26 protein-coding genes are annotated in these 26,555 nt (G+C 39.6%); 24 read left to right on the top strand and 2 right to left on the bottom strand.

Features of this window, described 5'->3' with window-relative positions; genetic code table 11:
- The first annotated feature begins 64 nt into the window (after window positions 1-64).
- From E0E20_RS07265 to E0E20_RS07175, 21 genes are all read left to right on the top strand, one after another.
- On the top strand, window positions 65-334 hold the full coding sequence (locus E0E20_RS07265) for a DUF6378 domain-containing protein (protein ID WP_130837539.1): 270 nt from the start codon (window positions 65-67) through the stop codon (window positions 332-334).
- A complete protein-coding gene (locus E0E20_RS07260) occupies window positions 331-1,473 on the top strand; it encodes a hypothetical protein (protein ID WP_130837538.1) in 1,143 nt (380 codons plus the stop codon). The genes E0E20_RS07265 and E0E20_RS07260 overlap by 4 nt, the downstream gene beginning before the upstream one ends.
- Window positions 1,463-1,849: an HNH endonuclease gene (locus E0E20_RS07255; RefSeq protein ID WP_207302843.1), complete on the top strand. Its 387-nt coding sequence runs from the start codon at window positions 1,463-1,465 to the stop codon at window positions 1,847-1,849. The genes E0E20_RS07260 and E0E20_RS07255 overlap by 11 nt, the downstream gene beginning before the upstream one ends.
- A gap of 80 nt (window positions 1,850-1,929) precedes the next feature.
- Complete coding sequence (locus E0E20_RS07250; RefSeq protein ID WP_330508863.1) at window positions 1,930-2,223, top strand: hypothetical protein; 294 nt, start codon at window positions 1,930-1,932, stop codon at window positions 2,221-2,223.
- Window positions 2,220-2,891 (top strand): hypothetical protein, encoded by a 672-nt coding sequence (locus E0E20_RS07245; protein WP_130837536.1) that lies wholly within the window; start codon window positions 2,220-2,222, stop codon window positions 2,889-2,891. Before E0E20_RS07250 ends, E0E20_RS07245 begins: the two co-directional genes overlap by 4 nt.
- On the top strand, window positions 2,878-6,003 hold the full coding sequence (locus tag E0E20_RS07240) for a hypothetical protein (RefSeq protein ID WP_130837535.1): 3,126 nt from the start codon (window positions 2,878-2,880) through the stop codon (window positions 6,001-6,003). The genes E0E20_RS07245 and E0E20_RS07240 overlap by 14 nt, the downstream gene beginning before the upstream one ends.
- A 23-nt stretch (window positions 6,004-6,026) precedes the next feature.
- Window positions 6,027-6,311, top strand: a complete 285-nt coding sequence (locus tag E0E20_RS07235) for a hypothetical protein (protein WP_130837534.1) — start codon at window positions 6,027-6,029, stop codon at window positions 6,309-6,311.
- Between the two features lie 450 nt (window positions 6,312-6,761).
- Window positions 6,762-7,103: a hypothetical protein gene (locus tag E0E20_RS07230; RefSeq protein ID WP_242622705.1), complete on the top strand. Its 342-nt coding sequence runs from the start codon at window positions 6,762-6,764 to the stop codon at window positions 7,101-7,103.
- The gene (locus E0E20_RS13915; protein WP_165444021.1) at window positions 7,096-7,245 is read left to right on the top strand and encodes a hypothetical protein; all 150 of its coding nucleotides are present in this window, start codon (window positions 7,096-7,098) and stop codon (window positions 7,243-7,245) included. Before E0E20_RS07230 ends, E0E20_RS13915 begins: the two co-directional genes overlap by 8 nt.
- On the top strand, window positions 7,205-7,621 hold the full coding sequence (locus E0E20_RS07225) for a hypothetical protein (protein ID WP_130837533.1): 417 nt from the start codon (window positions 7,205-7,207) through the stop codon (window positions 7,619-7,621). The genes E0E20_RS13915 and E0E20_RS07225 overlap by 41 nt, the downstream gene beginning before the upstream one ends.
- Before the next feature lie 14 nt (window positions 7,622-7,635).
- Window positions 7,636-7,974 (top strand): phage head-tail connector protein, encoded by a 339-nt coding sequence (locus E0E20_RS07220; RefSeq protein ID WP_242622704.1) that lies wholly within the window; start codon window positions 7,636-7,638, stop codon window positions 7,972-7,974.
- Between the two features lie 260 nt (window positions 7,975-8,234).
- A complete protein-coding gene (locus E0E20_RS07215; RefSeq protein WP_130837532.1) occupies window positions 8,235-8,984 on the top strand; it encodes a hypothetical protein in 750 nt (249 codons plus the stop codon).
- A 266-nt stretch (window positions 8,985-9,250) separates the two neighbouring features.
- A complete protein-coding gene (locus E0E20_RS07210; protein ID WP_130837531.1) occupies window positions 9,251-11,005 on the top strand; it encodes a terminase TerL endonuclease subunit in 1,755 nt (584 codons plus the stop codon).
- A 14-nt stretch (window positions 11,006-11,019) separates the two neighbouring features.
- Window positions 11,020-11,469: a hypothetical protein gene (locus tag E0E20_RS07205; protein WP_130837530.1), complete on the top strand. Its 450-nt coding sequence runs from the start codon at window positions 11,020-11,022 to the stop codon at window positions 11,467-11,469.
- Between the two features lies 1 nt (window position 11,470).
- A complete protein-coding gene (locus E0E20_RS14345; protein ID WP_278045060.1) occupies window positions 11,471-11,593 on the top strand; it encodes a hypothetical protein in 123 nt (40 codons plus the stop codon).
- A 19-nt stretch (window positions 11,594-11,612) separates the two neighbouring features.
- The gene (locus tag E0E20_RS07200) at window positions 11,613-12,860 is read left to right on the top strand and encodes a phage portal protein (RefSeq protein ID WP_130837529.1); all 1,248 of its coding nucleotides are present in this window, start codon (window positions 11,613-11,615) and stop codon (window positions 12,858-12,860) included.
- Window positions 12,853-14,844 carry an HK97 family phage prohead protease gene (locus E0E20_RS07195; RefSeq protein WP_130837528.1) on the top strand — a complete coding sequence of 664 codons (1,992 nt, stop codon included), beginning with the start codon at window positions 12,853-12,855 and terminating at the stop codon, window positions 14,842-14,844. Before E0E20_RS07200 ends, E0E20_RS07195 begins: the two co-directional genes overlap by 8 nt.
- Window positions 14,845-14,874: 30 nt before the next feature.
- Window positions 14,875-15,216 carry a DUF7253 family protein gene (locus E0E20_RS07190; RefSeq protein ID WP_130837527.1) on the top strand — a complete coding sequence of 114 codons (342 nt, stop codon included), beginning with the start codon at window positions 14,875-14,877 and terminating at the stop codon, window positions 15,214-15,216.
- Window positions 15,217-15,516: 300 nt separating this feature from the next.
- Window positions 15,517-16,185: a hypothetical protein gene (locus E0E20_RS07185; RefSeq protein ID WP_130837526.1), complete on the top strand. Its 669-nt coding sequence runs from the start codon at window positions 15,517-15,519 to the stop codon at window positions 16,183-16,185.
- A gap of 89 nt (window positions 16,186-16,274) precedes the next feature.
- On the top strand, window positions 16,275-16,682 hold the full coding sequence (locus E0E20_RS07180; protein ID WP_130837525.1) for a hypothetical protein: 408 nt from the start codon (window positions 16,275-16,277) through the stop codon (window positions 16,680-16,682).
- 15 nt (window positions 16,683-16,697) lie between these two features.
- Complete coding sequence (locus E0E20_RS07175; protein WP_130837524.1) at window positions 16,698-17,249, top strand: hypothetical protein; 552 nt, start codon at window positions 16,698-16,700, stop codon at window positions 17,247-17,249.
- 3 nt (window positions 17,250-17,252) lie between these two features.
- Here the strand turns inward: E0E20_RS07175 and E0E20_RS07170 are convergent, their stop codons facing one another.
- Window positions 17,253-17,555: a hypothetical protein gene (locus tag E0E20_RS07170; RefSeq protein ID WP_130837523.1), complete on the bottom strand. Its 303-nt coding sequence runs from the start codon at window positions 17,553-17,555 to the stop codon at window positions 17,253-17,255.
- Window positions 17,555-17,758, bottom strand: a complete 204-nt coding sequence (locus E0E20_RS07165) for a hypothetical protein (protein WP_130837522.1) — start codon at window positions 17,756-17,758, stop codon at window positions 17,555-17,557. The genes E0E20_RS07170 and E0E20_RS07165 overlap by 1 nt, the downstream gene beginning before the upstream one ends.
- Window positions 17,759-17,821: 63 nt before the next feature.
- Here E0E20_RS07165 and E0E20_RS07160 point away from each other — a divergent pair, with 63 nt between their 5' ends.
- The 3 genes from E0E20_RS07160 to E0E20_RS07150 are packed head-to-tail and all read left to right on the top strand — an operon-like array spanning window position 17,822 to window position 26,552.
- Window positions 17,822-18,217 carry an HK97 gp10 family phage protein gene (locus E0E20_RS07160; RefSeq protein WP_242622703.1) on the top strand — a complete coding sequence of 132 codons (396 nt, stop codon included), beginning with the start codon at window positions 17,822-17,824 and terminating at the stop codon, window positions 18,215-18,217.
- A complete protein-coding gene (locus tag E0E20_RS07155; protein WP_130837521.1) occupies window positions 18,214-25,632 on the top strand; it encodes a hypothetical protein in 7,419 nt (2,472 codons plus the stop codon). Before E0E20_RS07160 ends, E0E20_RS07155 begins: the two co-directional genes overlap by 4 nt.
- Window positions 25,629-26,552, top strand: a complete 924-nt coding sequence (locus tag E0E20_RS07150; protein WP_130837520.1) for a phage tail domain-containing protein — start codon at window positions 25,629-25,631, stop codon at window positions 26,550-26,552. The genes E0E20_RS07155 and E0E20_RS07150 overlap by 4 nt, the downstream gene beginning before the upstream one ends.
- Window positions 26,553-26,555 lie beyond the last annotated feature (3 nt).

The raw sequence follows: 26,555 nt of genomic DNA, 5'->3' as shown, positions 1-26,555 counted from the left end.
AAAGGCTCTGAGTTCTTTAAGAATTCGGGGCCTTTCTTTTTTTATCAAATGGAGATTAAAAAGAATGACAAGAGAAGAGATTTTAAACGAGGCTAAAAAATGTGTTTGTACTGATCGAAATGAACAGTATGGAGAACCGGAAGATAATTTTAAAATGATAGCGGCTTTGTGGAATGCGTATTTGAAAAATATTGATTTGCTGGACTCTCAAGATGTAGCAAACATGATGATTCTTTTTAAAGTTGCGAGAAACGCTACTGCTCTTGATAATCCAAAACCTGATAATTGGATTGATATAGCCGGATACGCTGCTTGCGGAGGAGAATGTATGTGAGTATAGAATTATATCCATACCAAAAAGATGCAATAAATAAAATGCATAACGGATGTATCTTAAATGGCGCTGTTGGAACTGGTAAATCAAGAACTGCCCTTGCTTACGTTCAGAAGAATGAAAAAGGTAAAGATTTATATATCATCACAACAGCCAAGAAAAGGGATTCTAAAGAATGGGAGGAAGAGGCAGAACCGTTTTCATTTTCTAATCTAATAATCGACTCGTGGAATAACATAAAAAAATATCAAAATATTTATGGGGCAATGTTTATATTTGACGAACAAAGAGTTGTAGGTAAAGGGTCATGGGTTAAGGTATTTTTAAAAATAGCTAAAAAGAATCACTGGATTCTACTTTCTGCAACGCCCGGAGATAGTTATAGTGATTATATTCCAGTGTTTATTGCAAATGGTTTCTTTAAAAATCGGACAGAATTTAATACTCGTCATGTTATATTCAAACCGTATATGAATTTCCCAGTTATTGATCGGTATGTTAATGAGTACGAACTTCGATCATATCAAAAGCAAATCTTAGTTTTTATGAAATCTCCACGAAAGATTCATAAGAACTATAAGAAAATAATGTGTTTATATGACCGAGTAAAATACAAACAAGTTTATAAAGATCGTTGGGATATTTATGACAACTGCCCGATTCAAGAAACCGGAAAGCTCTGTTACTTGTTGAGGCGGATTGTATGTGAAGATCCGGATCGTATTAATGCATTGAAGTTATTATTATACGACCACCCAAAAGCAATTATATTCTACAATTATACGCCTGAACTCCAAATCTTGCGAAGCGTTGCAAAAGAGATGAATTTAGATATCGGCGAATGGAACGGAGAGGTACACAGTGAGGTTCCAATTTCTGATCGTTGGGTTTATTTATGCCAGTATACAGCAGCGTCAGAGGGATGGAACTGCATTACTGCAGACACAATTATATTTTACTCACTTAGCTATTCCTATAAGGCAATGACACAAGCAGCAGGAAGAATAGACCGTGCCAACTCTCCATTTCAAGAACTTTACTATTTTTATTTGCAGTCATCTGCTCCAATTGATTTGGCTATTGCTAAAGCGTTGCATGAGAAGAAAAACTTTAACGAAAGGAGCTTTCTTGGAGTATAAAATTATAGACGATCATCCGAATTATTGTATCAGCACTTCTGGAAAAGTTTATAGTATAGAAGCGCTATCCAATGATCAATACAAGCTCGTTGAACTTCGACAAGATGTATCTAATGGGCATGCAAGAGTGAAACTCAATTATATTCATGAAGACGTTGGTCGTCTTGTGGCGAAAGCGTTTATACCAAAATTAATACCAGAAGCCAATAAAGTTTTCCACATAGATAGAAATACGTTAAGAAACGATGTTGCAAATCTATGCTGGATGACAGACTCAGAAACTAAAATTGCGTCTAGATGGAGCCGAACTTACTGTAAATTACATCTCCCAAGAGATTTAACAGCTCTTCGGAATAATAAGTTCGTCCCCATCTGAGCTAATAAAATTCATACCCTTTAATAGGAGAGGAAGAGAATATTTCTTTCTCTTTTTTATTTTTTAGAAAGGAAATCGTGTTGAGTAAAATAGAAAGCCAATTCCAATCTAAATTAATTAAACGCATTAAAGACGAATTTCCAGGATGTGTTATTGAAAAGCAAGACGCTAAATATATCCAAGGAATCCCCGATCTAGTTATATTCTACAAAAATAAATACGCAATGCTGGAATGCAAAGAAAATGCTACTGCACCACATAGACCAAATCAGGATTATTATATTTCCCTTTTTAAAAATTGGTCTTACGCAGCGTTTGTTTATCCAGAAAATGAGGAGCAAATTGTTAAGGAACTTCAGGAGGTGTTTAAATGACTAGATTTAAATTGAATGCCCATCCTGAGATCAAAGAGGGCCAGCATGCAATATTCGCTCCGTCACAAAAGTTTCTTACAAGAGATCAATTAACTACAGAACAATTGGACAATATCATTCGAGCAAAGTATGCAGCGCAAATCGGAACGATTATCCATGCTGAAGCAGCTAGGATGATTCTTCAAAAAAAGTCTGTTACAAAAGCAAAAGTAATAGATCGCATCTACAATGCTCTCTGGGAAGCGCACATTCCAGACAGGCTTAATACTCCGGAATTATATTTGGATACTGTTTTGCCGTATGTTAAAGACGCAATAGGCTTTGATTTAATCCCAGAGCAGCCAGTTGTTTATCAATATCCAATAGCGTATGGAACAGTAGATGCAATCAGGTATAACCCGGTTAAACACGAGTTGCGAATTCACGATTTAAAAACAGGAAAAATTGCAGCGTCACTCGATCAATTGATTGAGTATGCCGCTTATTTCTTTCTTGAATATCATCTCAAACCTGCAGATACAAGTATCATTCTTTGTATTTATCAAAATGGCGAGATACTTACTGGTATCCCAAAAGCATCAGATATTCTGCCTGTTATGTCCAGAGCAATTGAACTTACAAAGTATGTAAAAAACAATTATATTGGAGGAGATAATGATGCAGTATGACATTGAGCATTCTGGTGTCGCTCATGACGCTAACCCTCCCGGAAGAGGTTCTGGTCGTTATCCTTTCGGAACTGGTAATAGGCAGCACCAACATGATTGGGATTTTTATTCCAGAGTACAGAAACTCAAAGCTGCAAATCCTGATGCCAGTGAATCTGAGATAGCAGCGATGCTTGGATTTTATCAAGTAGATGCAAAAGGTGCTGTTATAGTAGATAGAGAAACGGGAGCACCTCTTGGCTCTACTTCCAAGCTTCGTGCAAGCTTACAGATTGCATCAAATAACAGGAAGAGAGATGAGTATGAGGAAGTTCTTTGGTATCAGACTCATACCAATCCTGCAACTGGAGAGCCCTACACAAACAGTGAGATCGGAAGAATCCTTGGGAGAAACGAATCCTCTATTAGATCTATTATTAAAACTGGCCAGAATGGCAATGTAAATAAAGTTACTGAAGTAGCTGATGCACTCCGCAAAGTTTCTGAAGAAAAGGGATATCTTGATGTTGGTAAAGGCGCAGAGTTAGCCCTTGGCATTTCTCCAGATGGCTTGAAAACCTCCATAGAAATGTTGAAAAAAGAGGGCTATACAATTCAAGAAGCCCGTCTTAAACAGGTTGGCTCGGATGGGACAAATGAGACGATTTTTAAGGTACTTTGTCCCCCCGGTTCAGAACTAAAGGACCCAATTTACAGACACATGGAGGATATTAAAACTGTTGACGACCCGAATGGTATTGAATCAGCATTAACTAAAAAAGGGTTGGGTACTCCTCCTAAGATTGATCCAAATAGAATTAAAGTAGTGTACGCAGAAGACGGTGGTACAGCGCGTGACGGTATGATTCAGATCCGGGCAGTTCGAGATGAGCATGGCAATCTTATCTCGGCTAGTCCGGATCTTTCTTTAGGTAATGCTAAGTATGCTCAGGTACGTATTGCTGTTAATGGCGGTAAAGAATGCATTACAGCAGACAACCCGCTTGGTATTAAATATATCAAGGGCATGGCTGTTTATGATGAAAACTTGCCCTCTGGTGTAGATATTTGCGTTAACTCTAACAAATCTGAAAAGGATGGAATTAAGAAAGCACTTAAAGATATTCAGATGAATAAAGATGGAAGCATTGCTTCTAACATGTTCGGCGCTTCTGTTGTTCAGACTGAGTATACAGACCCTAAAACGGGAGAGCGCAAACGATCTGCTATCAATCTGGTAGGCTCCAACGATGGCGATTCGCATAAAGAAGGCGCTTGGGGTGAATGGTCTAAGAATCTGCCAGCACAGTTCTTGGCAAAACAATCTTTACCACTTGTTAAACAGCAGCTTAAGTTGCAAATACAGGCAAGTGAAGATCAGTACAATGATATTCTTAGGCTCAATAACCCTGTTGTTAGAAAGAAATTACTGGAAAAGTTTGGTGATGAGTGTGACGGAGCAGCGTGTGATCTCAAAGCCGCGCCTATTGGTGGCCAGAAGACACATGTGTTGTTGCCTGTCAAATCATTGAAAGACACAGAGATATTCGCACCAAATTATCCTAATGGTACGACACTTGCTCTTGTTCGCTTTCCTCATGCAGGGCCATTTGAAATACCGATTTGTACTGTAAATAACAATAATAAAGAAGCAAAAGCTTTCATGAAGAATGCAAAGGATGCGGTTGGCATCAATCAGCAAGTAGCTTCTAAGTTGTCTGGTGCAGACTTTGACGGAGATACGGCTATTGTTATACCAATGACAAGAAAGAATGCTTCTGGAGCGTTTGATAAAGTCGTTAATATTAAATCTGCACCGTCTCTTCCAGGTCTGACAGGCTTCGACCCCACAGCAGAATACTCTGTTAAAAACCCTAGGTTCAGTGGCATGGTTGGAGGCAATGGTAAGCCCACTTTTAAATACTTTAAATCTGATAAAGATAAAGGAAAAGAAATGGGCGTTATCTCCAACCTGATTACAGACATGTACGCCAAAGGTTGTGATGATCCAATGGAGTTATCTAGGGCAGTTCGATATTCAATGGTGGTTATTGATGCTAAGAAACATGAGCTTAACTACAAGCAAGCTGCTATTGATTATGGTATCGACGACCTTAAACGTAAGTATCAGGCAAATCCTGATGGTTCGCATGGAGCCTCTTCACTTTTGTCAAGAAGTAAGAGTCCTACTGAGATAGCAGCTAGATCAATGGCCTCTAAAATTGATCCTGAGACAGGTGAACGTATTTATATGGCACCGACAAAGACCACTCAGGCAGATCGTAAGCGAGTTAGAGTTCCTGCTCCAGAGGGGTATCAGTGGTTTGATAAATCAGGGAATCCTCATAAATCTTCTTGGATGAAAGATGAGAACGGTAAGGATGTAACAAAGACGTATGACGGGGAGATTAAGAGGGGTAAGGATGGGCATTACTATTACGACAAAGGTAGTGGTAAAGAAGTATGGGAAACAGTAGGGTACAAACCCCGTACCCAGAAGATAGCCCGGATGGATACTGTAAAGGACGCCCGTGAATTATTAAGTGCAAATCCTACAGAAATCGAGCAGACATATGCAGCATACGCTAACCATATGAAGACCATGGGTAACCAAGCCCGGCTCGATTCATTGCGGGTACCTAACCTTGAATATAGCCCCTCTGCTGCAAAAGAGTATGCTACTGAAGTGAAGAGTCTTAATGACAAACTTACAAAAGCAAAGCTTAACGCGCCAAGAGAGAGACAAGCCCAGATTCTGGCTACCTCTATAGTTAATGGGGAGTTTAACAAGCGTACTGATTTAGACTCTGATGAGAAGAGAAAGATCAAAGGCCAAGCTTTAAAAGACGCAAGGTTTCGTTGTGGTGCTCAGAAAGATCGCGTAACTTTTACAGCAAAAGAATGGGAAGCGATTAATAAAGGCGCTATTTCTAATTCTAAGCTTGAGGATTTACTTAACAATGCTGACATGAATAATGTTATGTCTCTTGCATTACCCAAGACCTCCCGTATTAGTGATGCAAAGAAATCTCGTATTGTTGCTCTTGTTAATGCTGGTTACACTTATGAAGAAGTGGCAAGCCTTGTTGATGGTGTGTCTACATCCTCAATCAGCACCATTATTAACAACTAATATTCATTGTGAAAGGAAAAGTAATGAACGAAAAAAAAGAAATATGGATTACAACTGAGGATAATCCATACGATCCTTTCACGCAAATGGATCTGTGGATGAACTATGACTACCAGATGGGGTATAACACCTGTGGCCGGATAGCTAGACTTGCAGCCCCCTCTGACAATCTGAGTGATGAAGAGAATGATATGCGAATTGCACATGCCATTAACGATCTGTGCGAGACTGGATTCGTAGTTCTTCCAGATGGAAATGGAATTTCTCATTATCGTTTAGTTGTTGAAGGTCAATGTGTTCCTTGGTAAAGCAATAACAATATGCCTAGTGGTATAAGTATACCTGTGTATGGCATATGCTGTTGCTTTGTTATTTAAAAGTTAGTCTTTGACTTAAAAAAATAAATTAAATGCAAAATATTTTTATGTATTTTTGAAGGACTCCAAACTTGAGGTGACCACACTGAGGTGTTTGATATATGTGGTGACCCGGGGGAGGGGTCCTTAATTTATACACCCCCTTTGCATCGCCGCCAGCCTTGAAAATTCTCCGGGGGATTATATTCTGAAAAGTTTTTGACTTTTAAGCCCCTCTACAGAGTAGTAAGCATCCAAAGCATCGCAAGTTTTTGGTGGAACTATTGCTCCTTCCATCAATACAACAACCCACAAATCCTCCTATTATGTTTATATAAAATGTCGAGGGTGCTTATTGCTCTGTAGAGAGTCTTAAACAGCTGTAAAAGGAGCAATTTTATCATGAAAAGTAATAAAAAAGTTGCTGATACTCAGCCAAGTGTTCAAGAACCCTCATTAAAACATACTGCAACTACTATGGAAGGGCGAGAGAATGAATTAATAGCCCTTGCTTATGATGCAGCAGAAGAAAGAATAAAAAATGGAACAGCCTCTTCACAAGAAATTGTGCACTTTCTTAAGCTTGGATCATCCAGAGAACGACTTGAGAAAGAAACAATGGAAGCTGAGATGAGATTAAAGCAGGCAAAGATAGACGCGTTGGAGGCTGCTGAGAATCTTGAGAAGAAATATGCTGAAGCTATAGCAGCATTTAAAAGTTACAGTGGGGTTTTGGATGAATAATACAACAGATCTGTTTATTTCAATGTCAATAACTACAACTCTATTAAACAATAAAAATGATGAAAGCTTTTACACATATATTGTTGATGAAAAGGAGAGAAATGAAAACATATCAAGAACTTATTCGTATTCCCTCCTTTGAGGAGAGATTTGAATACCTTCGCTGTAATCAGAATCCATCGGAATCGACATTTGGTGGGCATCGAGTATTAAATCAGATTTTATATCAATCTCCTGAATGGAAAGAGGTTAGAAGGAAAGTCATTATTCGAGATAACGGTTGTGATTTAGGAATAACGGATCGGCCAATTCGAACCAAAATACTTATCCATCACATTAATCCAATTTCTATCGAACAAGTTGCCAATCATGATCCAATAATATTTGACTTGAATAATCTTATCTGCTGTTCTCATGAAACACATGAAGCGATTCATTATGGTGATGGAAAAAGGCTTATACCAAGTATTCCTGTAGAACGTAAACCGGGAGACACAACACCTTGGGCGTTGAACTAGAAAGGAGGCGCGGAATGATTGATAGCATTCTAGATTCCGTTAAACTGAATCTTGGGATTTTACCGGAGTACACTGCGTTTGATCAGCAGCTACTTATGAGTATTAATACTGCCTTTTCCGTTCTTCATCAGCTTGGGATTGGGCCTAAGGACGGTTATGAAATAAATGACAATTCTACAACGTGGGCCAAACTTATACCAAAGCCAAGACTAAACATGATAAGGTCGTATGTCTTTCTTAAGGTAAAGCTGTTATTTGACCCGCCAACAACATCATTTCTTCTAGATGCATATAAACAACAGCTTCAGGAAATGGAGTGGCGGATACGTAGTGAGATTGAATGCTCAACGTAACAAGGAGAGTTTATGACCGCGTTTCGGAAAAGAGGCACGAGCGAGAGCAGCGTTTAACGGTGTATTGCAACGACATTCAAGGAAAGGTTCGTCTTAAGCATGAATTAGATTACTCAGAGAATAAGGAACTTAGAGAGCGCATGAACAATGGCCAAACAAAGTTTGAGGCCCTTGATGAAATGGGATTATTAAAGTAACTCGATTAGAGCTTTAGAGATATTTTTCTAAAGCTCTTTTTTATTGTTTTTATGGAGATAAATATGACTGTACGCGAATTAGGTAATTATATTTGCCATCATGGAATCTTGGGGCAAAAGCATGGGGTATTAAACGGCCCGCCATATCCCTTGGGTAGTGGAGAGCACTCTTCTAATGAAAAGAAAGCTGCCAGACAAGCCGGAATTGATGTTGGAACAAGTTCAGGACAGGGTTCTATAGAGAATGTAAAGGTTGATGACGACATTCCTACAGATAGAGGATCAAAATCTGCTGATGAGAGCGCCAATAGTAGACGAGCGAAAGTTCAAGCAGCTATTAAATCTGGCAATAGGGAGCAGGTTAAGAAATATGCATCTGAAATGACCACAAATGAGCTCCGAGATGCGATTGCTAAGATTGATCTTATGGCAGATCTAAATAAAACGTCACCGTCTAAAAAAACTTTCGATAAGATCGATAAGGCTGTTTCTGCGATTGATAAAGCTGGAAAATATTACGATACAGCTACAAACACATGGAATCGCTTTGCGAAGCTTTATAACGCCTTTAATAAAGACGGAGATGATCTGAAAATTATCGGTGACAATACTCCAATAAAAACTGCTAAAGAAAAACTGGAGGAGAAACAAAAAAAGTTGGTCGTTAACTCCGGTAATGCAGCACTTATTCAGAAATATGCGAATCGCATGACTAATACAGAATTAAAAGATGCAACGACTCGCCTAAAATATCTGGATAGTATTGCACGGCGAAACTACGACAATATTAAGGATGATAGGGATGATAAGTAGTATTATATATCACCATGGGGGTTAAAGACCAGAAGTGGGGTTTGCGAAATGGTCCTCCGTATCCAATAGAAGATAAAGTTCTTGCAAAGGGAACGAGAGTGAATACTATTTCAATCAGAACAGCCAATGATAACGGCAAAGGTAAACGATGGATGTATACATTTAATCCAGATGATAAATGGGATTCTGCTGTATATAAAATAAACGTCATAAGAAAAAGAAGACTGATAAAAAGTAAATTCTATAATTAGGAGGTGCTGCTCAAAATGTTATCCAACACAGCAACTCCTAAATATTACGGGAGATTTCGCGATGCGGTTCTTCGAGGCGAGATACCAGTCAATAAAGAAATAGAAGCTGAGATGAATCGCATTGATGGATTAATTGCATCTCCTGATTATTATTATAGTCCTGACAAGGTAGAGGGATGGATTCGCTTTTGCGAAAGTGAGCTTGTGCTGAGTGATGGTTCTAATTTTCATATGTTGGACTCATTTAAATTATGGGGAGAAGAACTTTTTGGTTGGTATTATTTCGTTGAAGAACAGGTTTGGAACCCAAATGGTCTTAGGGGTGGGAGAGGTTGCTATGAAACTCGTAGCGTAAAGAAGCGTCTTACAACAAAACAGTATTTGATCGTTGGCCGAGGCGCGGCGAAGACTATATATGCCACATGTATTCAAGCATACTATTTAATTATTGAAAGCAAAACAACAACGCAAGTAATGGTAGCCCCAACAATGCCACAAACAGAAGAAACAATAGGCCCGTTGATTACTGCTATTACAAAAGCCAGAGGTCCATTATTGTCATTTATGACGCAAGGATCCATAAATAATACTACTGGATCTAAAAGAAATCGACCTATGTTGTACCCAACTAAAAAAGGTATTCAAAACTTTTTAACCAATTCTATTCTACAAACCAGACCGATGTCTGTGGATAGATTACAAGGGCGACGAGATACAGTATCGACCGTCGATGAGTTATTTTCCGGTGACATTCGAGAAGATCCTGTAGAAGCATTGGAACAGGGTGCAACTAAAAACCTTATTGGAGGTGACTATGTTATAGTGGTCACTTCATCTGAGGGAACAGTTAGAAACGGTGCTGGTGACACAGCAAAGATTGAGCTTTCAAAAATTCTTCGAGGTGAAAAATATGATCCACATACGTCAATATGGTGGTATAAACTCGACGATGTAAAAGAAGTTAATAACCCTTATTTATGGCTTAAAGCTAATCCAAATATCGGCAAGACCGTTTCATATGAGACATATCAGCAAGAAGTAGACAGAGCCGAAAGTGATCCATCTCAGCGCAACGATATCTTAGCAAAACGGTTTGGAATACCATGCGAGGGATTTACGTATTTCTTTACATACGAAGAGACATTGCCTTTTAGCGCTCAAAACTATAATGGTATGCCATGCTCGCTTGGTTGTGATCTGTCCCAAGGTGGCGATTTTTGTTCTTTCACATTTTTATTTCCGCTCAACTCTGATGCTTTTGGGATTAAAACTCTTAATTTCATTTCTCAATATACTATGGATAAGCTTCCAGTTGCTATGTATAACAAATATGAAGAATTCGTTAAAGAGGGTAGTCTCATAATTATGAATGGAACTGTTCTTGATATGCAGGAAATTTATGATTTGGTTGATAACCACATAATTGCTCACGACTATGACGTTCGTTGTCTTGGTTATGATCCATATAATGCTGCAGAGTTTATTTCAAGATGGTCCAGAGAGAATAGTGAATATGGTGTAGAAAAAGTGATTCAGGGAGCTAAAACTGAGAGTGTTCCTTTAACAGAATTAAAGAAACTCTCAGAGCAACGGAAACTTATATTTGATGAAAAATTATTTTCTTATACCATGGGTAACTGCATCATCATACAGGATACAAATGGTAATAAAAAGCTTATGAAAAAAACATATGAGGCCAAAATTGATGCCGTTGCAGCAATGATGGATGCTTTTGTAGCCTTTAAGCTAAATAAAGATTCTTTTTATTAAAAGGGAGATGAACTGTGGAAACTATAAAATTTGGAGAGAGCCGCAAATTTAATATGAAGCTATTCGGCCAAGATAAGGCTGGCGGTATTTTTGTGGACCTATATTCTAGTTCTGTAACATTTAACGAACTTACTGCGGCACTAAATGGTTACGGTGGTGATATTTATACATTTAATGAAACTGACGAGCAGATTGGTGAGTATCACAATTACGAAGACAAGCCAACCATTCATACTAAATATGAAACAGATGGTAATGGAAATGAAGTAATATGCTTTCGCGTATATTTGAAAAACATACAGTCTGAAAATATTAACACAATTAACGAAAAACTTAATATATTAACTCAGAAAATAAACACGTTATCAGGCACAATATTACAAAACAACGAAAATGTTGCGATTGCCTTAAACGCCATTACAGCATTGTATGAGGCCGGCCTTACTGAAACGGAGGGGAACTAAAATGAAAAGAAATTTTGCAATTATCATGGTTTATGTTGCGCTTATTAAGCTTGGTCTTAAAACTCTTGACTCTATTAAAGACCCTGTTACCCGGCAGCAGGTAGAAGAGGCGCTGAATAAATAACACAGATTAGGAGAATTTTATGCCGTCAATTTTTCAAAGAGCACGTTCTGGGTGGAACGCTTTTTTAGGAAGAGATCCGACGAGACATGATGATATATATGAATCGGGTTTTAGCTATCGCCCAGATTACGTACGATATTCATATGGAAATGGTAAGTCAATCGTATCCAATGTGTATAACAGGATAGCCGTGAGCGTCGCCGCTATAGAATTTAAGCATGCAAAGGTTGATGAGAATGGCCAATATATAAGCACAATGGATTCATATCTAAACGATTGTATAAACATAGAGGCAAATGTAGATCAAACAGGTCGAGCGTTTATTCAAGATATTGTTGAATCCATGCTTGATGAGGGTACCATTGCCGTGGTTCCGACTGACACCGATTTCGACCCTACTGGAGAAAGTGAAAGATTTGATATTTTTGAAATGCGGGTTGGACGGATTATAAAATGGATGCCGTCTAGTGTAATGATTCGTGTCTACAATGAAAAAACTGGAATGTTTGAAGACATCCGGATGCCAAAATCATCTACCGCTATTATTACCAATCCATTCTATTCAGTGATGAATGAGCCAAATTCGACACTCCAACGTCTAATACGTACAATTCATAAACTGGACAAACTGAATGATGAAACCTCAAATGATAAGTTTAACATGATTATCAGTTTACCATATGTTATTCGGACAGAGGCGAGACGGCAGGAAGCCGAAAAAAGAAGAAAAGAAATTGAGAATCAGTTGGCCAATTCTAAATATGGGGTAGCGTATACAGAGGCAACCGAGCATGTAACCCAGTTAAATCGTCCAATTGAAAATAATCTCTGGGCGCAGGTGAAGGAGCTTACAGTCGAACTTTATAATGAGCTTGGATTAACGCAGGCAGTTATTGATGGTACAGCAGATGAGCAGGCAATGATCAATTTTTATAACAACACAATTGTTCCTATTTGCTCCGCAATCTGCGACGAGTTTATACGTAAGTTTTTATCAAAAACTGCACGTGCTCAAAATCAATCAATTACATTCTTCCGAGATCCATTTAAACTTGTTCCGGTTAGTCAGCTTGCTGATATAGCAGATAAGTTTAGGCGGAATGAAATCATGAGTTCTAATGAAATACGAGCTACAGTCGGCATGAAACCGTCAGATGCTCAGAATGCCGATGAACTTCGTAATCCAAATCTAAATGCAGCTAAGACTGAATCTACAGATGACTCCCAACACAATTTACAAAGTAAAGAAGGTGTAACAAATGCATAATAACTATGATTTTGCTGGATGGGCCACAAAGAATGATGTTTTGTGCACTGACGGCAGAGTAATACGTAGAGATGCGTTTGCCAATCAAGATGGTACGGAGGTTCCACTTTTATGGAATCACAGGCACGACTCGGAAGCTGAAGTTCTTGGCAAGGCTTATTTGGAAAATCGCCCAGAGGGAGTGTATGCATACTGCTATTTTAATGATACAGATGGCGGTCAGCGTGCAAAAAAATTGGTTAAGCATGGCGATATTTCTGCGTTGTCTATCTGCGCTAATCAAATAAAGCAGATTGGTTCAGATGTTATTCACGGTCTTATCCGAGAAGTATCTCTTGTTATTGCAGGAGCAAACAAGGGTGCCAGTATTGATACGGTAATGGCGCATGGCGAAATTAGTGAGGAAGAAGCAATAATCTCATTCGTTGGGTATGATAATTTGGAAGTGTACCATGGTGATGAAGATGGAAAGGAAATAAATATGGATGAAGAAAAGAATCAGCAGGATAAGAAAGAAGAGACTGTAGCTGATGTCTTTAACACTCTGACTGACAAGCAGAAGGAAGCCGTCGCAATTATCATTGATCAGATTCTTAAAGATGAAAAGGGTGTCAAGGATGATGAATCCGGCGAGAAGAAAGATGTTAAACACTCTGACTCTCTTAAAGAGGAGCTTAATGATACTGAAACAGTTGAAGATGTTTACAACACATTGACAGACAAGCAGAAGAGGCTTGTTAATTTTCTTGTCAATAAGGCTTTTGAAGATGCAAAGTCTAATAGTAAAGGAGATAATTCTATGAAGCACAATGTTTTTGATGGAACCGCTGAGCATGATAATGTGATTTCTCATGCTGACCAGATGGAGATTCTGAATATGGCAAAGAACCCTACGGTCGGCACATTTAGAAACGCACTTCATGCTTACGCAGACGATAATGGCATGGAGCTTATGCATGCTGAGACGGCCGCGGCTAGTGGCGTTAAGCCGAATATGGTCGAGCAGCTTTATCCTGACTATCAGGATGTAAGACCGGGCGAGCCGGATCTTGTAACTAATGATCAGTCGTGGGTGACTGCGGTTCTTAATAAGGTTGAAAAGAGCCCCATCTCCAGAGTTCGTACCAAGGCGGTCGATATCCGTGAACTTGAAAAGACTGGCGCTAGAGGATATAAAAAGGGCAACAAGAAGGTAGTTAGCGCTAACTCCTCCGTGCTTCGCAGAACGACCGATCCGCAGACGGTCTATGTTAAGGGCGCTCTGAATAGAGATGATATTGTCGATATTACTGATTTCGATTACGTGAAGTACATGTATGGCGTTGATAAGCTCGTTCTTAACGAGTCTCTTGCCACGGCAATTCTGATCGGCGATGGTCGTGATGATTCTGATGAGGAGAAGATCTTCCCGTCTCATATTCGTCCTATTTGGACTGACGAAGATATTTACACAATGCACGTTGACCTTGAAATGGATAACGCGGATAAGGCAGCGTTGCAGGGAAGTGGGACCGATACGAATTTTGGAGAGGGCTTTGTTGTATCTGAAGCAATGGTGTCCACTATTCTCAACGCGAGTGAGGAATACAGGGGTACTGGCACACCGGACCTGTTTGCTCTTCCTAGCACGGTAAATAAGATGCTGCTTGCTAGAGATAAGAACGGCCGTCGTATTTATAACTCTATTGCAGAGCTTGCCACTGCGCTGGGCGTTGGTCATATTTATAAGGTAAAGCAGTTTGTTGGAAAGACTCGTAAGACTTCTGAAGGAAAGACAAAGAAGCTGCACGCCATTTATGGCAATCTTGGAGACTATACCACTGGCGCTACTAAGGGCGGGCAGATCACTAGCTTCAATCAGTTTGATATCGACTTTAACCAGATGAAGTCCTTGATCGAGACTCGTACGTCTGGCGCGATTTCGCGTGTTCTTTCCTTTATTGCAATCGAGGAGACTGTAGAAACTAGCAGTATTGGCGGCTGACGCTAATGATCAAAATGGAGGCAAATATTCATGAAATGGTTTGGTGTTATAGCGTTCAGCAATCAGGTAGAGACTAAACCCGGAATTTGGGAAGATAGGCCGGAACGACGGCAATATTTTGGTGATATTATCCGAAATTCAAAGAGAGACCAATTATCCGACCAGATCAACGCTGATATTGCAGTAACGAACCAGCTCAGTGTGATAGCTGATCCTTACCTTGTGAATTGCTTCCATTCGATTTTATACGTTGAATTTATGGGTTCAAAGTGGAGAGTCAGCTCTGTTGAAGTGGGATACCCTAGGCTGACTCTTACTTTCGGAGAACTCTATAAGGGAGATTATGATGAGGCCCAGAACGGAACTCCATGATATATTATGTAATGTTCTTGGGTCGAGGAATTGCTATTATCAACCTCCCACAGGAACACAAATTAAATATCCCGCCATTATATATTCATTCAATAGAATAACGACGATGGCGGCTGACAATAAAAAGTATCTGAAATGTAACAAATACACAATAACACACTGCTATAAATCCGTAAAAGAATCTTTGGTTGAAACATTACCGGAGGCTCTTTTTTATTGCTCATTTGATAAGAGATTAATAGTCGACGGGATTTATAACGATGTATACACCGTATATTTCTAAAAAGAGAGGAAAATTAAATGGCTGAGCATAAAAAGCTTGTATGGGATGCTGTCGGGGAAAAGCGTTATGAAACTGGTACCGATAGAGGTGTACTTTATCCTCAGGTATCTGGAGCATACCCTAAGGGTGTTGCGTGGAGCGGATTGATTTCGGTTACACTGTCTCCGTCTGGCGGCGATGAGAATGCGTTCTATGCGGATAATATTAAGTATGGTTCTATTCGAGGGGCAGAGGACTTCGGCGGGACGATCACGTCTTATTATTATCCGGATGAATTTGCAGCTTGCGATGGGTCGACAAGTGTCGCTACTGGAGTTACCATTTCTCAGCAGAAGAGAACTCCGTTTGGCATGTGCTATCGGTCCCTGATTGGCAATGATGCTGACGGAATTGGCCATGGATACACTCTGCATCTTATTTATAATGCAACGGTTTCTCCGTCCGAGAGAGAATATCAGACTGTGAATGATTCTCCGGAAGGAATTGAATTCTCGCATGAGTTTTCGACTACTCCTGTAGGAGTGACAAAAGTTGAGGGGGCAAAGCCTACAGCTCTTCTTGAGATCGACTCCACCGTGGTGGATGCGGAGAAACTGAAGCAGCTTGAAACTATTCTGTATGGTTCTGATTCTGCGGATGCTAGACTTCCGCTTCCGGACGAGGTTATTCAGTTGTTCAAAGGTTAACAAGAATCATTATATTTCGCGCTACTCCCCGATCAGTTTTTAATGAATTGGTCGGGGGGAACTTTTTATTTTTGAAAGGAGCAATACCTATGTTTAAAATTACAGAATCCTATACTGATTACGACGGAAATCCGAGAACAGAAGATTTTTATTTTAACTTCACAGAAGCCGAGATCACAAAGATGCAGTTTGGGACCACGGGAGGACTCGCTGCGATGATTAACCGTATCGTTGCTGCTCAGGACACTCCTAGGTTGATTGAAATCTTTGAAGATCTTATTAAAAACGCGTATGGTATCAAATCACCAGATGGCAGACGTTTTATCAAAAGACCGGAACTTACTGAGGAATTTACTGAAACGGAAGCATATTCGCAGATTTATATGAGACTTGCGACCAACGCCGAAGCTGCAACGGAATTTGTTAACAATGTTGTTCCGAAGAAGCAGCAGGAGGAAGCAAAGACAAGTGTAATTCCTGCGGATTTTAAGAAATAAATGAGGTGGTAGAGAATGCTTGAGGTGAATGTCCCGGCAAGGGAATATTGGGATGCTCAGAAAGAAGAATTCTTCAAAACGAAAGAAACAACCCTACGCCTTGAGCATTCTCTCATTTCTCTTACAAAGTGGGAGCAGAAATATAAGAAACCGTACCTTAGCCAAGGCCCCCAAACGACAGAAGAAAGTATGTATTACATTCAATGTATGTCGCTTGATAAAAACATAGATCCGTATGTCATAGCAGAAATACAGTTTCACCCCGAGATTTTAAAAACAATCGAGGAATACATTCGTGATCCTATGACTGCGACAACAATAAACTCTAATACAAAAGAAAACCATACGAAATCAAAAGAGATACTCACAAGCGAGCTAATATATTATTATATGACAGCTCTAAATATCCCTTTTGAATGTGAAAAATGGCATTTAAATAAATTGATTACCCTGATCGAGGTTGCGAATGTAAAGAATAATCCTAAGAAAATGTCGAAGAATGAAGTGATGAAACAAAATACTGCTCTTAATAAAGCGCGAAGAGCGAAATATCATTCTAAAGGCTAATTATTAGCCAAAAAGATTCAGCAATAATATTACTATAAACATCAATACCAGTAATCCATACATCATACCAGTTTCTATCAAATTATTTTTTGAAGTGTTTTGTGCATTTTCATGCTGGTATTTTAACCGATCTCGCTCAACTGCACTAATATCATTGTGGGTAATATTAATATTCTCTGTATGGACAGAGTCGTCATGTACTAAAATTTTTGTTCCACAATAGGTGCAGTAGCAGAAATTTATCCCTTCTTTCACTTCTATATCTGCTTTGCAGTTTGGGCATTTCATTGAAATTAACTCTACCATTATTTTTTATCCCTAGGTTTAGATATCGTGGTAACTTCTTTATTTTTATAGAGAATAGAAGTGGTCTTTGTATCGTTTACAGCATCGTAATGCGATATGCCGGGCAATCCACGTTTTTCTGTTCTGAAAAATGTAAGACTATCCCCGGGATTTTTTACAGGTGCATCATCGTTATCTTTGTTGAATAAACTTAAGAAACCCATAAACCGATACCCCCTATTGAGGACAATTATACCACTTAGCATGAAGTATTCAAGGTGATCAAAATGGCAAAAACTATGACGATTGGAATGAGAACAAAAGGCGATTTTAATAATTCATTCAAGTTTTTGCGAACATTAAAGGAGCGCAGATTTCTTTCACAACTTGATAAATTCGGTGAACAAGGCGTTGAGGCGCTGCGCGAGGCAACACCAAAAGATAGCGGTCTTACTGCCGATTCGTGGAATTATGAAATTACAAATGATGGCTCTAAGCTGTCGTTGATTTGGTATAACACAAATATAAAACCCGGTTATTACAATGTAGCAATCATGATTCAATACGGTCACGGAACAGGAACAGGTGGATGGGTAGAGGGGATTGATTATATTAATCCTGCGTTACGTCCGATTTTTGATCAAATCGAAAAAGATATTTGGGAGGAGGTGCGGAACTCTTGAGCAGTACAATAGATGAACGTGTTGTTCAAATGCAGTTTGACAACGCACAATTTGAATCTGGTGTTCGGCAGACTCTTCAGTCACTGGAAAAATTAAATAACTCTATCGAAGAAAATACAAAAAAGGGTGGTGGAGCATCTTTAAACTGGCTTGAGAAGTCGCTTTCTGCTGCCGATTCTAAAATAATTTCTATTCAACGAAATGTGCAAAATCTGAAAAATACATTCTCTGTTGCTGGTGTTGTTGGTCAGCGAGTTGTAAACAACATTACAGACTCTTTATATAAAATGGCTATTAATTGCGGTAAGACTCTTACTGGCATTAATAGTATGACCTCTGGATTTGATAAATTCGGGCAAAAAACAAAGGCGGTTTCAACCTTGATGGTTGCTACTGGGGCTTCTTTGGATGAAGTAACAAAAACTGTAGATGATTTGGCATGGTTCTCAGATCAGACTTCGTATAATTTTACCGATATGGTTGATAATATGGCGAAGCTTACTGCGTCAGGTGAGAAAAATCTTAGTCAGTTGGCTGTTTCCGTCAAAGGTTTTGCTTTGGCAGGCGCTAGGGCTGGTGTTGGTGCCGAAAAAGTATCTCATGGCATGTATCAGTTATCACAGGCTGCTAGTCGTGGATATATTATGCTTCAAGATTGGCAGCAGGCATTTGGTCTTACTAATATAGCATCCGCTACGTTGAAAAAACAGCTCATTGAAGCTGGCGGTGCTAGTGCAATTGCAGCTGGTGCCAATAGAGATTTTAATGGATCTCTTCAAAAAGGCTGGCTTACCATGGATGTATATAACAAAGTCATGAGTCAGTACACAGCTGGAATTAACCAAGCCAACTGGGATACGGAAGAATACACTTTTAAGAATAACGAAGCGACAAATTCTACAACAGAGTTCTCTAAGGCGGCGTTTCAGGCAGCGCAAGAGTGCCGCACATGGTCTGATGTTGTTGACGCTGTAAAGGACGCAATTTCTACTGGATGGTCTAATAGTTACGAGCTTATCTTTGGTAATGTTAATGAAGTGCGAAAGCTTTGGACTGGTATCTGTAATTACGCAATTGATATTTCTGACCGTTTTACATCTGCAAGAAATAATCTTTTAGCCGAATGGCGGAATGCCGGAGGAAGAGACGAACTACTTAAAAGCTTTGTTAATATATTGAATGGTGTTCACAGACTTATTCAGCCAATTAGAGAAGCGTTTCAGGAAGTATTTGGCGGAATAAATGGAGAGAGATTAGCAGGAGCGACCGCTTCTTTACAATCTTTTACAAAAAGTATTCAGCTCTCAAAAGAGCAAATGATTGAAGTTAAGAAAGTATTTCTTTCTATATTTAACACCATCAAAACCGTTTTCAACGCATTAAGTCCATATAAAAAACAAATCCTTATATTCTTTACTGTGCTGACAGTTTTAAAGTCAATTCAAGGATTAATGTTGGGCGGTCTAGGCTTTGGATCATTTGCCGCCATTCTCAAAATAATTGTTGGGCTTGGTATACTTGGTCATTTCACAAAGCTTAATAAAGTAGTTGGCGTAACGATATCTATATTACAAAAATTCGGCTCGACGATATCTAATGTTGCCAGTAGAATTGGAGGCTCTAAAATTCTCCAAGGGTTGATTACTGGACTTAAATTGGTAGGCGCAACGATTGCGTGGCTGGTAATTCAGGCTGTAAATGGAATTGCGACTATAGTAAATAAAATTAGATCTTCTAATGTCTTGGATAGCTTACTCAAAAAATTGTCTAGTTTTAAAGAGTTTGCTGTCGGGGTTATAAACAAACTTGCAGAAAGAATTACTGGCGTAAAAGATTTTAAACTTGATAGTTTTGATAACTTTTTGTTACTCATTAAGGGTATTGCTACTGGGATAGGGACAGTTGCCGGTAGTGGAATTAAAAATCTTTCTAAGTTGTTTAGTGGACTTACCACTCCGTTTTCAAAGCTTATTGAATTGTTGAAAGGTGGAGAAAAAACATTTGATAGTGTCAATGGTACAGTTGACAAATCAAGGCCATTCATACAGGGAATGTCTGGCGACCTTTCCAAGATGAGTACGAATATTCTTGGGGTAAATGCTGCTACAGGGGCATTTGTTGAACAACTATCAACCTTTTCCAAAAGTGGTAAAGGAATATTTAAAAATTTTGCTACATTTCTTTCAAAAATTAATTGGCAAAACGTATTTGCTGTTGGTGCTATTGTTTTATATCTTTTAGAAATCAGATCCTTATCTAAAGGCGTTAGTAGTTTAGCTAATGTGTTCACTGAGTCTTCACAGACTATAACAAAGTCTGTCAAAGGTTGCTTGACAAGTATAAGCGGTTTCTTTAAGTCTCTAACTGCCGAAAATAAGACTAAGAGGTTTAGAGATATCGCTATTGGGATTGGCCTTATTGCTGGTTCTCTAGCGTTACTATCTATGGTTGCCACATATAATAGTGATGGCTTAGATCATGCGCTTGTTGTATTGGGGGCGATTGCAGTTGGTCTTGTTGGTCTAACATACGCCATATCTAACATTTCTAACAGTATCAATCCGGCTGGAGTTGTTGCAATTGGTATAGCTCTCGCTGAATTTGGTGCAATTCTTTTGGAAGTCAGTGTTATCCTTGGAATTATTACGGTTATAACTACGCATTTCATCAATTCTTCCTCATCATTGGGAGAAGCAATAGGAAAAATGTTTACTCCTGTTGCTGTTCTAATCACAATGTTTGTTGGGTTAGGCATGGCGCTAGCAGCTGTTGCCGCTTTTTCTCCAATGCTTTCAACGGCGGCAATGACGTTACTCAAGCTTGGCGGCGGTTTAGCAGCATTTGGTGCTGGTCTTACTGTGTTCAATATATCCATTATTACAACCATAGTACTGATTAAAGTTATACTTGCTCAACTCGCTTTATTTGGAGCGGAAATCGTAGCGGCAGCTGTTGCATGGACAAAACTGAGCACCGGCATGAAAGCCGCAAGTCTTGTTGGCCTCATTGTTGGCATAGCAGGCGCAATAGCGCTATTTTATGCAGTTGTTAAAATCGGAAAGAAAGTCGTGGATGATCTTGCCGGGATGACGCTCAAAATGGCTATGTCTATATTTGTTCTTGCTGGAGCAGTAGCAGTTCTAAGTAAAGCGATGGCGATACTTGGAAAATATGGTGGGGACCCGATACGCGATACAAAGATTCTGGCGGCCGCAATTGGAGGCCTTTATGCCATAGTGCTTATAGCGTCACAGAGCACTGTTCTTAAAGCAGCTAATAATATAAGTACTCTTTCTAAAGCTCTTTTAAGATTTGCAATTGCGCTTCTTGTCGCGGCAGGAACGACTGCTTTATTTGGAAATATGGATTTTTTTGTGTTAATGAAAGGTTTTATTGGTATTGCCACTACATTGTTAGCGTTTGGGGCGGTATTGAAAGTCCTAGACAAGGTAAATGTAGGAAAAATTGCTGCGGGCATTCTTTCACTAGTAGTCGCAATGTATCTTCTTACACCTATATTTGCGTTATTTGGTGTTGCGTGGAAACCAATTATTATCGGCATTCTTTTGGTCGCAGCTGCAATGATATCGTTGGCTGGAGCTGTTAAATTGATGGATAAGGCACAACCAAAATCTGTCATATCGATTGTTACTACTATGATATTGGCAGTTTTGGCCATAGGTCATGTCTGTCAGGAATTATCTAAGATACCAGTAGATAATCTTGCAGCGGCTACTGCGGCAATAGTCTTCTCATTTATTGCACTTGGTAGCTCAGTAGCCTTGCTCTCCGGCATGTCAAAATTTGTAGAAAAAATAAATATTTGGCCGATACTTGCAATAACGTTGTCGCTGGCTGGTGGATTAACGATTTTGACATTGGCTTTTTCTCAGCTGTCCGGCATGCCAATAGAATCCATTATAGGATTATTACTTACATTTACAGCCTGTATTGCAGGATTAGCTATTGTATTTAAATTTGTCGGAGTAGAAGTGAATGCTGCTATTCCGGCAATGGTAGTAATTATTGGAGTGCTTATTGCCTGCGCGGCAGTGGCCCTTGCTTTTGCAGCTGCTATATATATTGTGACAAGTGCTATTTCGGCGTTTTTACCATCAGTAGAACAATTTATTGGATTCCTTGTTTCTATGGGGCAATATTCCGATGTCTTAGGGTCGCTTGCTGGACCGCTTGTACAGGTTGGCGCTGCCCTTATTGTAGTGTCGGCAGCGTTATATCTTCTTGGGCCTGCCTCAACCATTGCCGGAATTGGATTAACAGTATTCGGCGGTGGTCTTACCATTGCAGCAAAAGCGGTACTGATCGCAAGTGCTGCAATTACACAGTTAGCAGTTGCATTCGAGTCAATAAAATCACTTGCTAGCGAAGCAATATCGTGGGGTGCTGATTTAACCTCAAATATGGCGTTCGGTCTTCTTAGCGGAGTTCGCGATGTTGCGGGTGCAGCACTTTCAATTGCTAAAACTATTTGGGCGTACTTGCACCAGTCAACTGCAGAGATAGGTCCGTTGAAAGATACCAACATATGGGGATTTGATCTGGATACGAATATTGCCACATCAATGCTTAAAGGAATTCCACTTGTTGGACAAGCTGCCGAAGCTGTCGGCCTTAAGACTAAAGATGGTTTTATAAGTGCAACAAAAGGGGCTGGGGATGAGGCTGCTAGCGGTATCCTTGGAGAATTTGGGAGTTATCTTGGTCAATTTTTTGGTCTTGGGCAGTCTGCTGGCCTAAGTCTCAAGAGAGGTATAGCGTCTATAGCTGGCAGGTATCTCTCGCCAAAATCTGAACGCATTGCAAGAGAGTCGGCAGATACTAGTGAGTACATAGATCTTAAAAATTATGGAAAACCTAAAAAAGCCGTTGATGTCGATGATAGTGACATATTTAGTTATGAAGATCTTTTAGGATCACTTAAGGATGCAAATAGTGGCCTTGCAGATTCTTTCGATGACGTTGCCGGTTCTGCTGGTAAGGCGGCAAAAAAAACTGGTGGTGCTGGTGGTGCATCCAAAAAAGCAACCGAATCTCAAAAAGAGTTAGCTAAATATCTCAAATATTCCAACGAAGTGCTCAATACATTTGGGACTTCTTATGGTGGTGTGTTGGCTCTAGTGGATGACGTTTCTCCTATGATTGCGGCTCAGTCCGCATTCTCTGAGTTATGTGCAGAAATTTATGCGGATGCAGAAGAAGCATCTGATTCTGTAAAAAAATCAACTGACGAAACCGCAAAAAACGCTAAAGACAAAGCAGCTGAAATTCGTAAAGCGTTTGTTGAAGCGTTCGTTAAAGTTAAAAAACAGGTCTCTGATGGAATTGATTTCTTCTCAAAGTTTGATATGAAACTTGGGGAAGCTCTTACTCCAGACCAGATTCTCAATAACGCCGACTCACAGATGAAAGGCTATAAGAACTTCTATGAGCGCGTGATGAATCTTGGGCTTAAAGGATTTAATAAAGATGTCATTCAGTCAATCATAGACGAGGGCGTTGCGGCGTATCCTAAAGTTTCCGGGATGCTCAAAATGACCGCAGATCAGGTTGATAAGCTTAATGAAAAGTTCGCCAATAAAAAGGCATTTGCCTCTCAGGCTGCAGCAATGGCTATGACGGCAAGAATGAATGTTATTTTAATTAGTCATCTTAAGACTAGGCTCAAAGCAGAGACTGCTATGAATGAAGAGATCCTGAAAGAAGCAAAAGCGTATAAGGATCTTGAAGCTAGTGGTACTGCTAGTATGAGCGATCTTCAGGATCAGTTAAAAAAGGTATCAGATGCTTGCGTAAAACATGGTACTACTCTTGAAGCTTATACTCAGAAAGTTGAAAAGAGTCAGTATAAAGTTAATGAAGAAATTATGAAAGCCGCTGAAGCTTATAAAAAGCTTGAAAGCAGCGGAAGTGCTACGTCAGAAGAACTTATGGCTTCATATAAGAATCTGACGCAGGTATGTGAGGAGCATGGGACAACCATTGAGGAGGTCACTCGGAAAGTTCGAGAAAGTGGCACAGTATCTAATCAGGTTATCTCCGATGCTATTGATAAGATGGAAAAGGCGTACTCTGTAATGTCTAGATTCCAAGATTATGCTGAGACGATTGGAGAGGGCGTTAAGTCTGCTCTTGAAAGTGCATTTGATCCATTCGGCGAGTGGGATACCAAATATGACCTTACTGGCGCAAAATTAGTTGAACGAGTTAATAAGTCGCTTGCTGGAATGAAAAAATACGCCGCGCAGATGACCAATATTGCCGTAAATGGTGGGCAAGATATAATCACTTATTTTTCTGATAAGTTCAAACCTGATATTATTAACGCAATGTCTCAGTTAGACGCGCCAGGAATTACTAGTCTTAGCGAAAAACTTCTTGAGATGAAAAATCTTGCTGAAACAGCAGGAGCAAACGCATCCGCACAATGGATGTCCCGCGGTAAGTTAGATGGTATGACTTATCAGCAGGCTTTTAATGAGTATACATCTCAGGCTAATTTCCTCAACACTGCAGTTCAGAATATGGGCAAACAGTTCTCTGCTACTATACAGCCCATCATGACGACATCTGCAATGGAATCTGTTAATACTTATGTTACAGCTATGGGCACTGGTTTTGAAGAGAATGCTCCAGCGGTTCAGAAAACTGGTCTTAATAACGCTATGCTGCTTACCGAATCAATGGCAGCAGGTGTTAATGAACAGTCTGGTGTGGTTATGCAGGCAGGAAGTAATTTGTCTCAGGCTGTAAACAATGCTGTAAGAAGCGTGCTTACTCCAGACAACGGTCATGCCATTGGCGCAAACTGGGGTTCTGGTCTTATTAATGGAATACGATCTCAGATTGCTGAGGCTCAGGCGGCGGCAGTTGAATTGGCCAATGCCGTTGCCAGTGCGACAGCAGGAGCTCTTGAAGTTCATTCTCCATCTAGACTTGCGTATAGAATTGGTAAGTTTTGGGATGAGGGACTTGCAAAGGGCCAGTTCGCTGGATTGGGCATGATTAAAAATGCTAGTGTGTCGGTAGCTGATACAGTTGTAAACACGATGCAGCGCGCTCTTTCTACTGCACGCGATATTCTTAGTGATGATATAAGCACACAGCCAGTCATCACTCCAGTTATTGATTTGTCTGATGCACAAAATGGCATGAGGCGTCTCGGTTCTATGTTTAATTATAATGGGTTCCGCGTGAACGCAAATCTTGGTCATATTACTACTAATGCCGATAAGTTGAGTGCATTACAGTCTGCAATGACTCAGGGTAACAATAGCGGAAGCAATATTAATTTCACACAAAATAACTACTCGCCTACTGCATTGTCTCGGCTTGACATCTATAGACAAACCAGAAATCAGTTGGCAATACTGAAAGGAATGGTTGGTGTAACATGATTAAGTCAATCAATGTAAAAAACTTTAAAGGCGAGTCGACAGATTTGGTGATGGGGGGCCCCGGTGATTCGGGGCTCTTCGTAACCAATATTACTGGTCTTGCCCCCACCGATGCAACAATTAACATGATTGATCTTGTGACATCAGATGGGTCTTTTTTTAATTCTGCGAGACTTGGATCGAGGCAGATAGTAATAACTTGCTTATATCAGTCTATACCAGATGGTGAGCAGGCAAGAAAAGCTTCATATAAGTATTTTCCAGTTAAAAAACAAGTAACATTAACTTTTAATACGGATAAAGTTGTTGCATCTATAACTGGATATGTTGAAAAAAATGAGGCAACAGTTTTTGACCAGTTATCAAGCTGCCAAATAACAATTGATTGCCCTGATCCGTATTTCTACGATGCAGGTGCAAAAAAAGAACTCATTACTTATTTTGCAGGTATTGAGCCACGATTTGAATTTCCTTTTAGTAATGAGTCTTTGGCTGAAAATTTAATTGAATTCGGTGCATATAAGCATGCTGATCGAGCCGTTATTGTTTACGAGGGTGACGCTTCAATCGGTATAAAGATGTATATGCATGCAATAGAAGATATTGATGATACTGGAAAAATTAGAGTGTATAACGTTGATACAGATGAAAGATTTATTCTTGACTGTGCAAAACTAAAAGCTGTTACTGGGGCTGGGTTTAGCAAGTCCGACGATATTGAATTTTCTACTGAGCGTGGAAATAAACATGTTTGGTTAATAAGAAACGGACGTAGAACAAATATTTTGAATTGCATAAATAGAGATGCAAGTTGGTTTGAAATTTCTAGAGGTCCGAACATCTTTTCATTTTTATCAGATAAGAATTGGCAATATATTCAATTCTATATCAAATCAAAGACAAGATACGAGGGAATTTAAAAT

It is taken from the genome of Lachnoclostridium sp. Marseille-P6806, assembly GCF_900625025.1.
Taxonomy (GTDB): domain Bacteria; phylum Bacillota; class Clostridia; order Lachnospirales; family Lachnospiraceae; genus CAG-791.
The sequence above is the reverse complement of the archived record's forward strand: the minus strand, read 5'-3'. Positions and strand labels throughout refer to the sequence as shown.

Excerpts from the sequence above, each read along its gene's own strand:
- E0E20_RS07265 (WP_130837539.1), top strand. The coding sequence starts at position 65 with ATGACAAGAGAAGAGATTTTAAACGAGGCTAAAAAATGTGTTTGTACT.
- E0E20_RS07245 (WP_130837536.1), top strand. The coding sequence starts at position 2,220 with ATGACTAGATTTAAATTGAATGCCCATCCTGAGATCAAAGAGGGCCAG.
- E0E20_RS07240 (WP_130837535.1), top strand. The coding sequence starts at position 2,878 with ATGATGCAGTATGACATTGAGCATTCTGGTGTCGCTCATGACGCTAAC.
- E0E20_RS07235 (WP_130837534.1), top strand. The coding sequence starts at position 6,027 with ATGAACGAAAAAAAAGAAATATGGATTACAACTGAGGATAATCCATAC.
- E0E20_RS07230 (WP_242622705.1), top strand. The coding sequence starts at position 6,762 with ATGAAAAGTAATAAAAAAGTTGCTGATACTCAGCCAAGTGTTCAAGAA.
- E0E20_RS13915 (WP_165444021.1), top strand. The coding sequence starts at position 7,096 with ATGAATAATACAACAGATCTGTTTATTTCAATGTCAATAACTACAACT.
- E0E20_RS07225 (WP_130837533.1), top strand. The coding sequence starts at position 7,205 with ATGAAAACATATCAAGAACTTATTCGTATTCCCTCCTTTGAGGAGAGA.
- E0E20_RS07220 (WP_242622704.1), top strand. The coding sequence starts at position 7,636 with ATGATTGATAGCATTCTAGATTCCGTTAAACTGAATCTTGGGATTTTA.
- E0E20_RS07215 (WP_130837532.1), top strand. The coding sequence starts at position 8,235 with ATGACTGTACGCGAATTAGGTAATTATATTTGCCATCATGGAATCTTG.
- E0E20_RS07210 (WP_130837531.1), top strand. The coding sequence starts at position 9,251 with ATGTTATCCAACACAGCAACTCCTAAATATTACGGGAGATTTCGCGAT.
- E0E20_RS14345 (WP_278045060.1), top strand. The coding sequence starts at position 11,471 with ATGAAAAGAAATTTTGCAATTATCATGGTTTATGTTGCGCTTATTAAG.
- E0E20_RS07200 (WP_130837529.1), top strand. The coding sequence starts at position 11,613 with ATGCCGTCAATTTTTCAAAGAGCACGTTCTGGGTGGAACGCTTTTTTA.
- E0E20_RS07195 (WP_130837528.1), top strand. The coding sequence starts at position 12,853 with ATGCATAATAACTATGATTTTGCTGGATGGGCCACAAAGAATGATGTT.
- E0E20_RS07190 (WP_130837527.1), top strand. The coding sequence starts at position 14,875 with ATGAAATGGTTTGGTGTTATAGCGTTCAGCAATCAGGTAGAGACTAAA.
- E0E20_RS07185 (WP_130837526.1), top strand. The coding sequence starts at position 15,517 with ATGGCTGAGCATAAAAAGCTTGTATGGGATGCTGTCGGGGAAAAGCGT.
- E0E20_RS07180 (WP_130837525.1), top strand. The coding sequence starts at position 16,275 with ATGTTTAAAATTACAGAATCCTATACTGATTACGACGGAAATCCGAGA.
- E0E20_RS07175 (WP_130837524.1), top strand. The coding sequence starts at position 16,698 with ATGCTTGAGGTGAATGTCCCGGCAAGGGAATATTGGGATGCTCAGAAA.
- E0E20_RS07170 (WP_130837523.1), bottom strand. The coding sequence starts at position 17,555 with ATGGTAGAGTTAATTTCAATGAAATGCCCAAACTGCAAAGCAGATATA.
- E0E20_RS07165 (WP_130837522.1), bottom strand. The coding sequence starts at position 17,758 with ATGGGTTTCTTAAGTTTATTCAACAAAGATAACGATGATGCACCTGTA.
- E0E20_RS07160 (WP_242622703.1), top strand. The coding sequence starts at position 17,822 with ATGGCAAAAACTATGACGATTGGAATGAGAACAAAAGGCGATTTTAAT.
- E0E20_RS07150 (WP_130837520.1), top strand. The coding sequence starts at position 25,629 with ATGATTAAGTCAATCAATGTAAAAAACTTTAAAGGCGAGTCGACAGAT.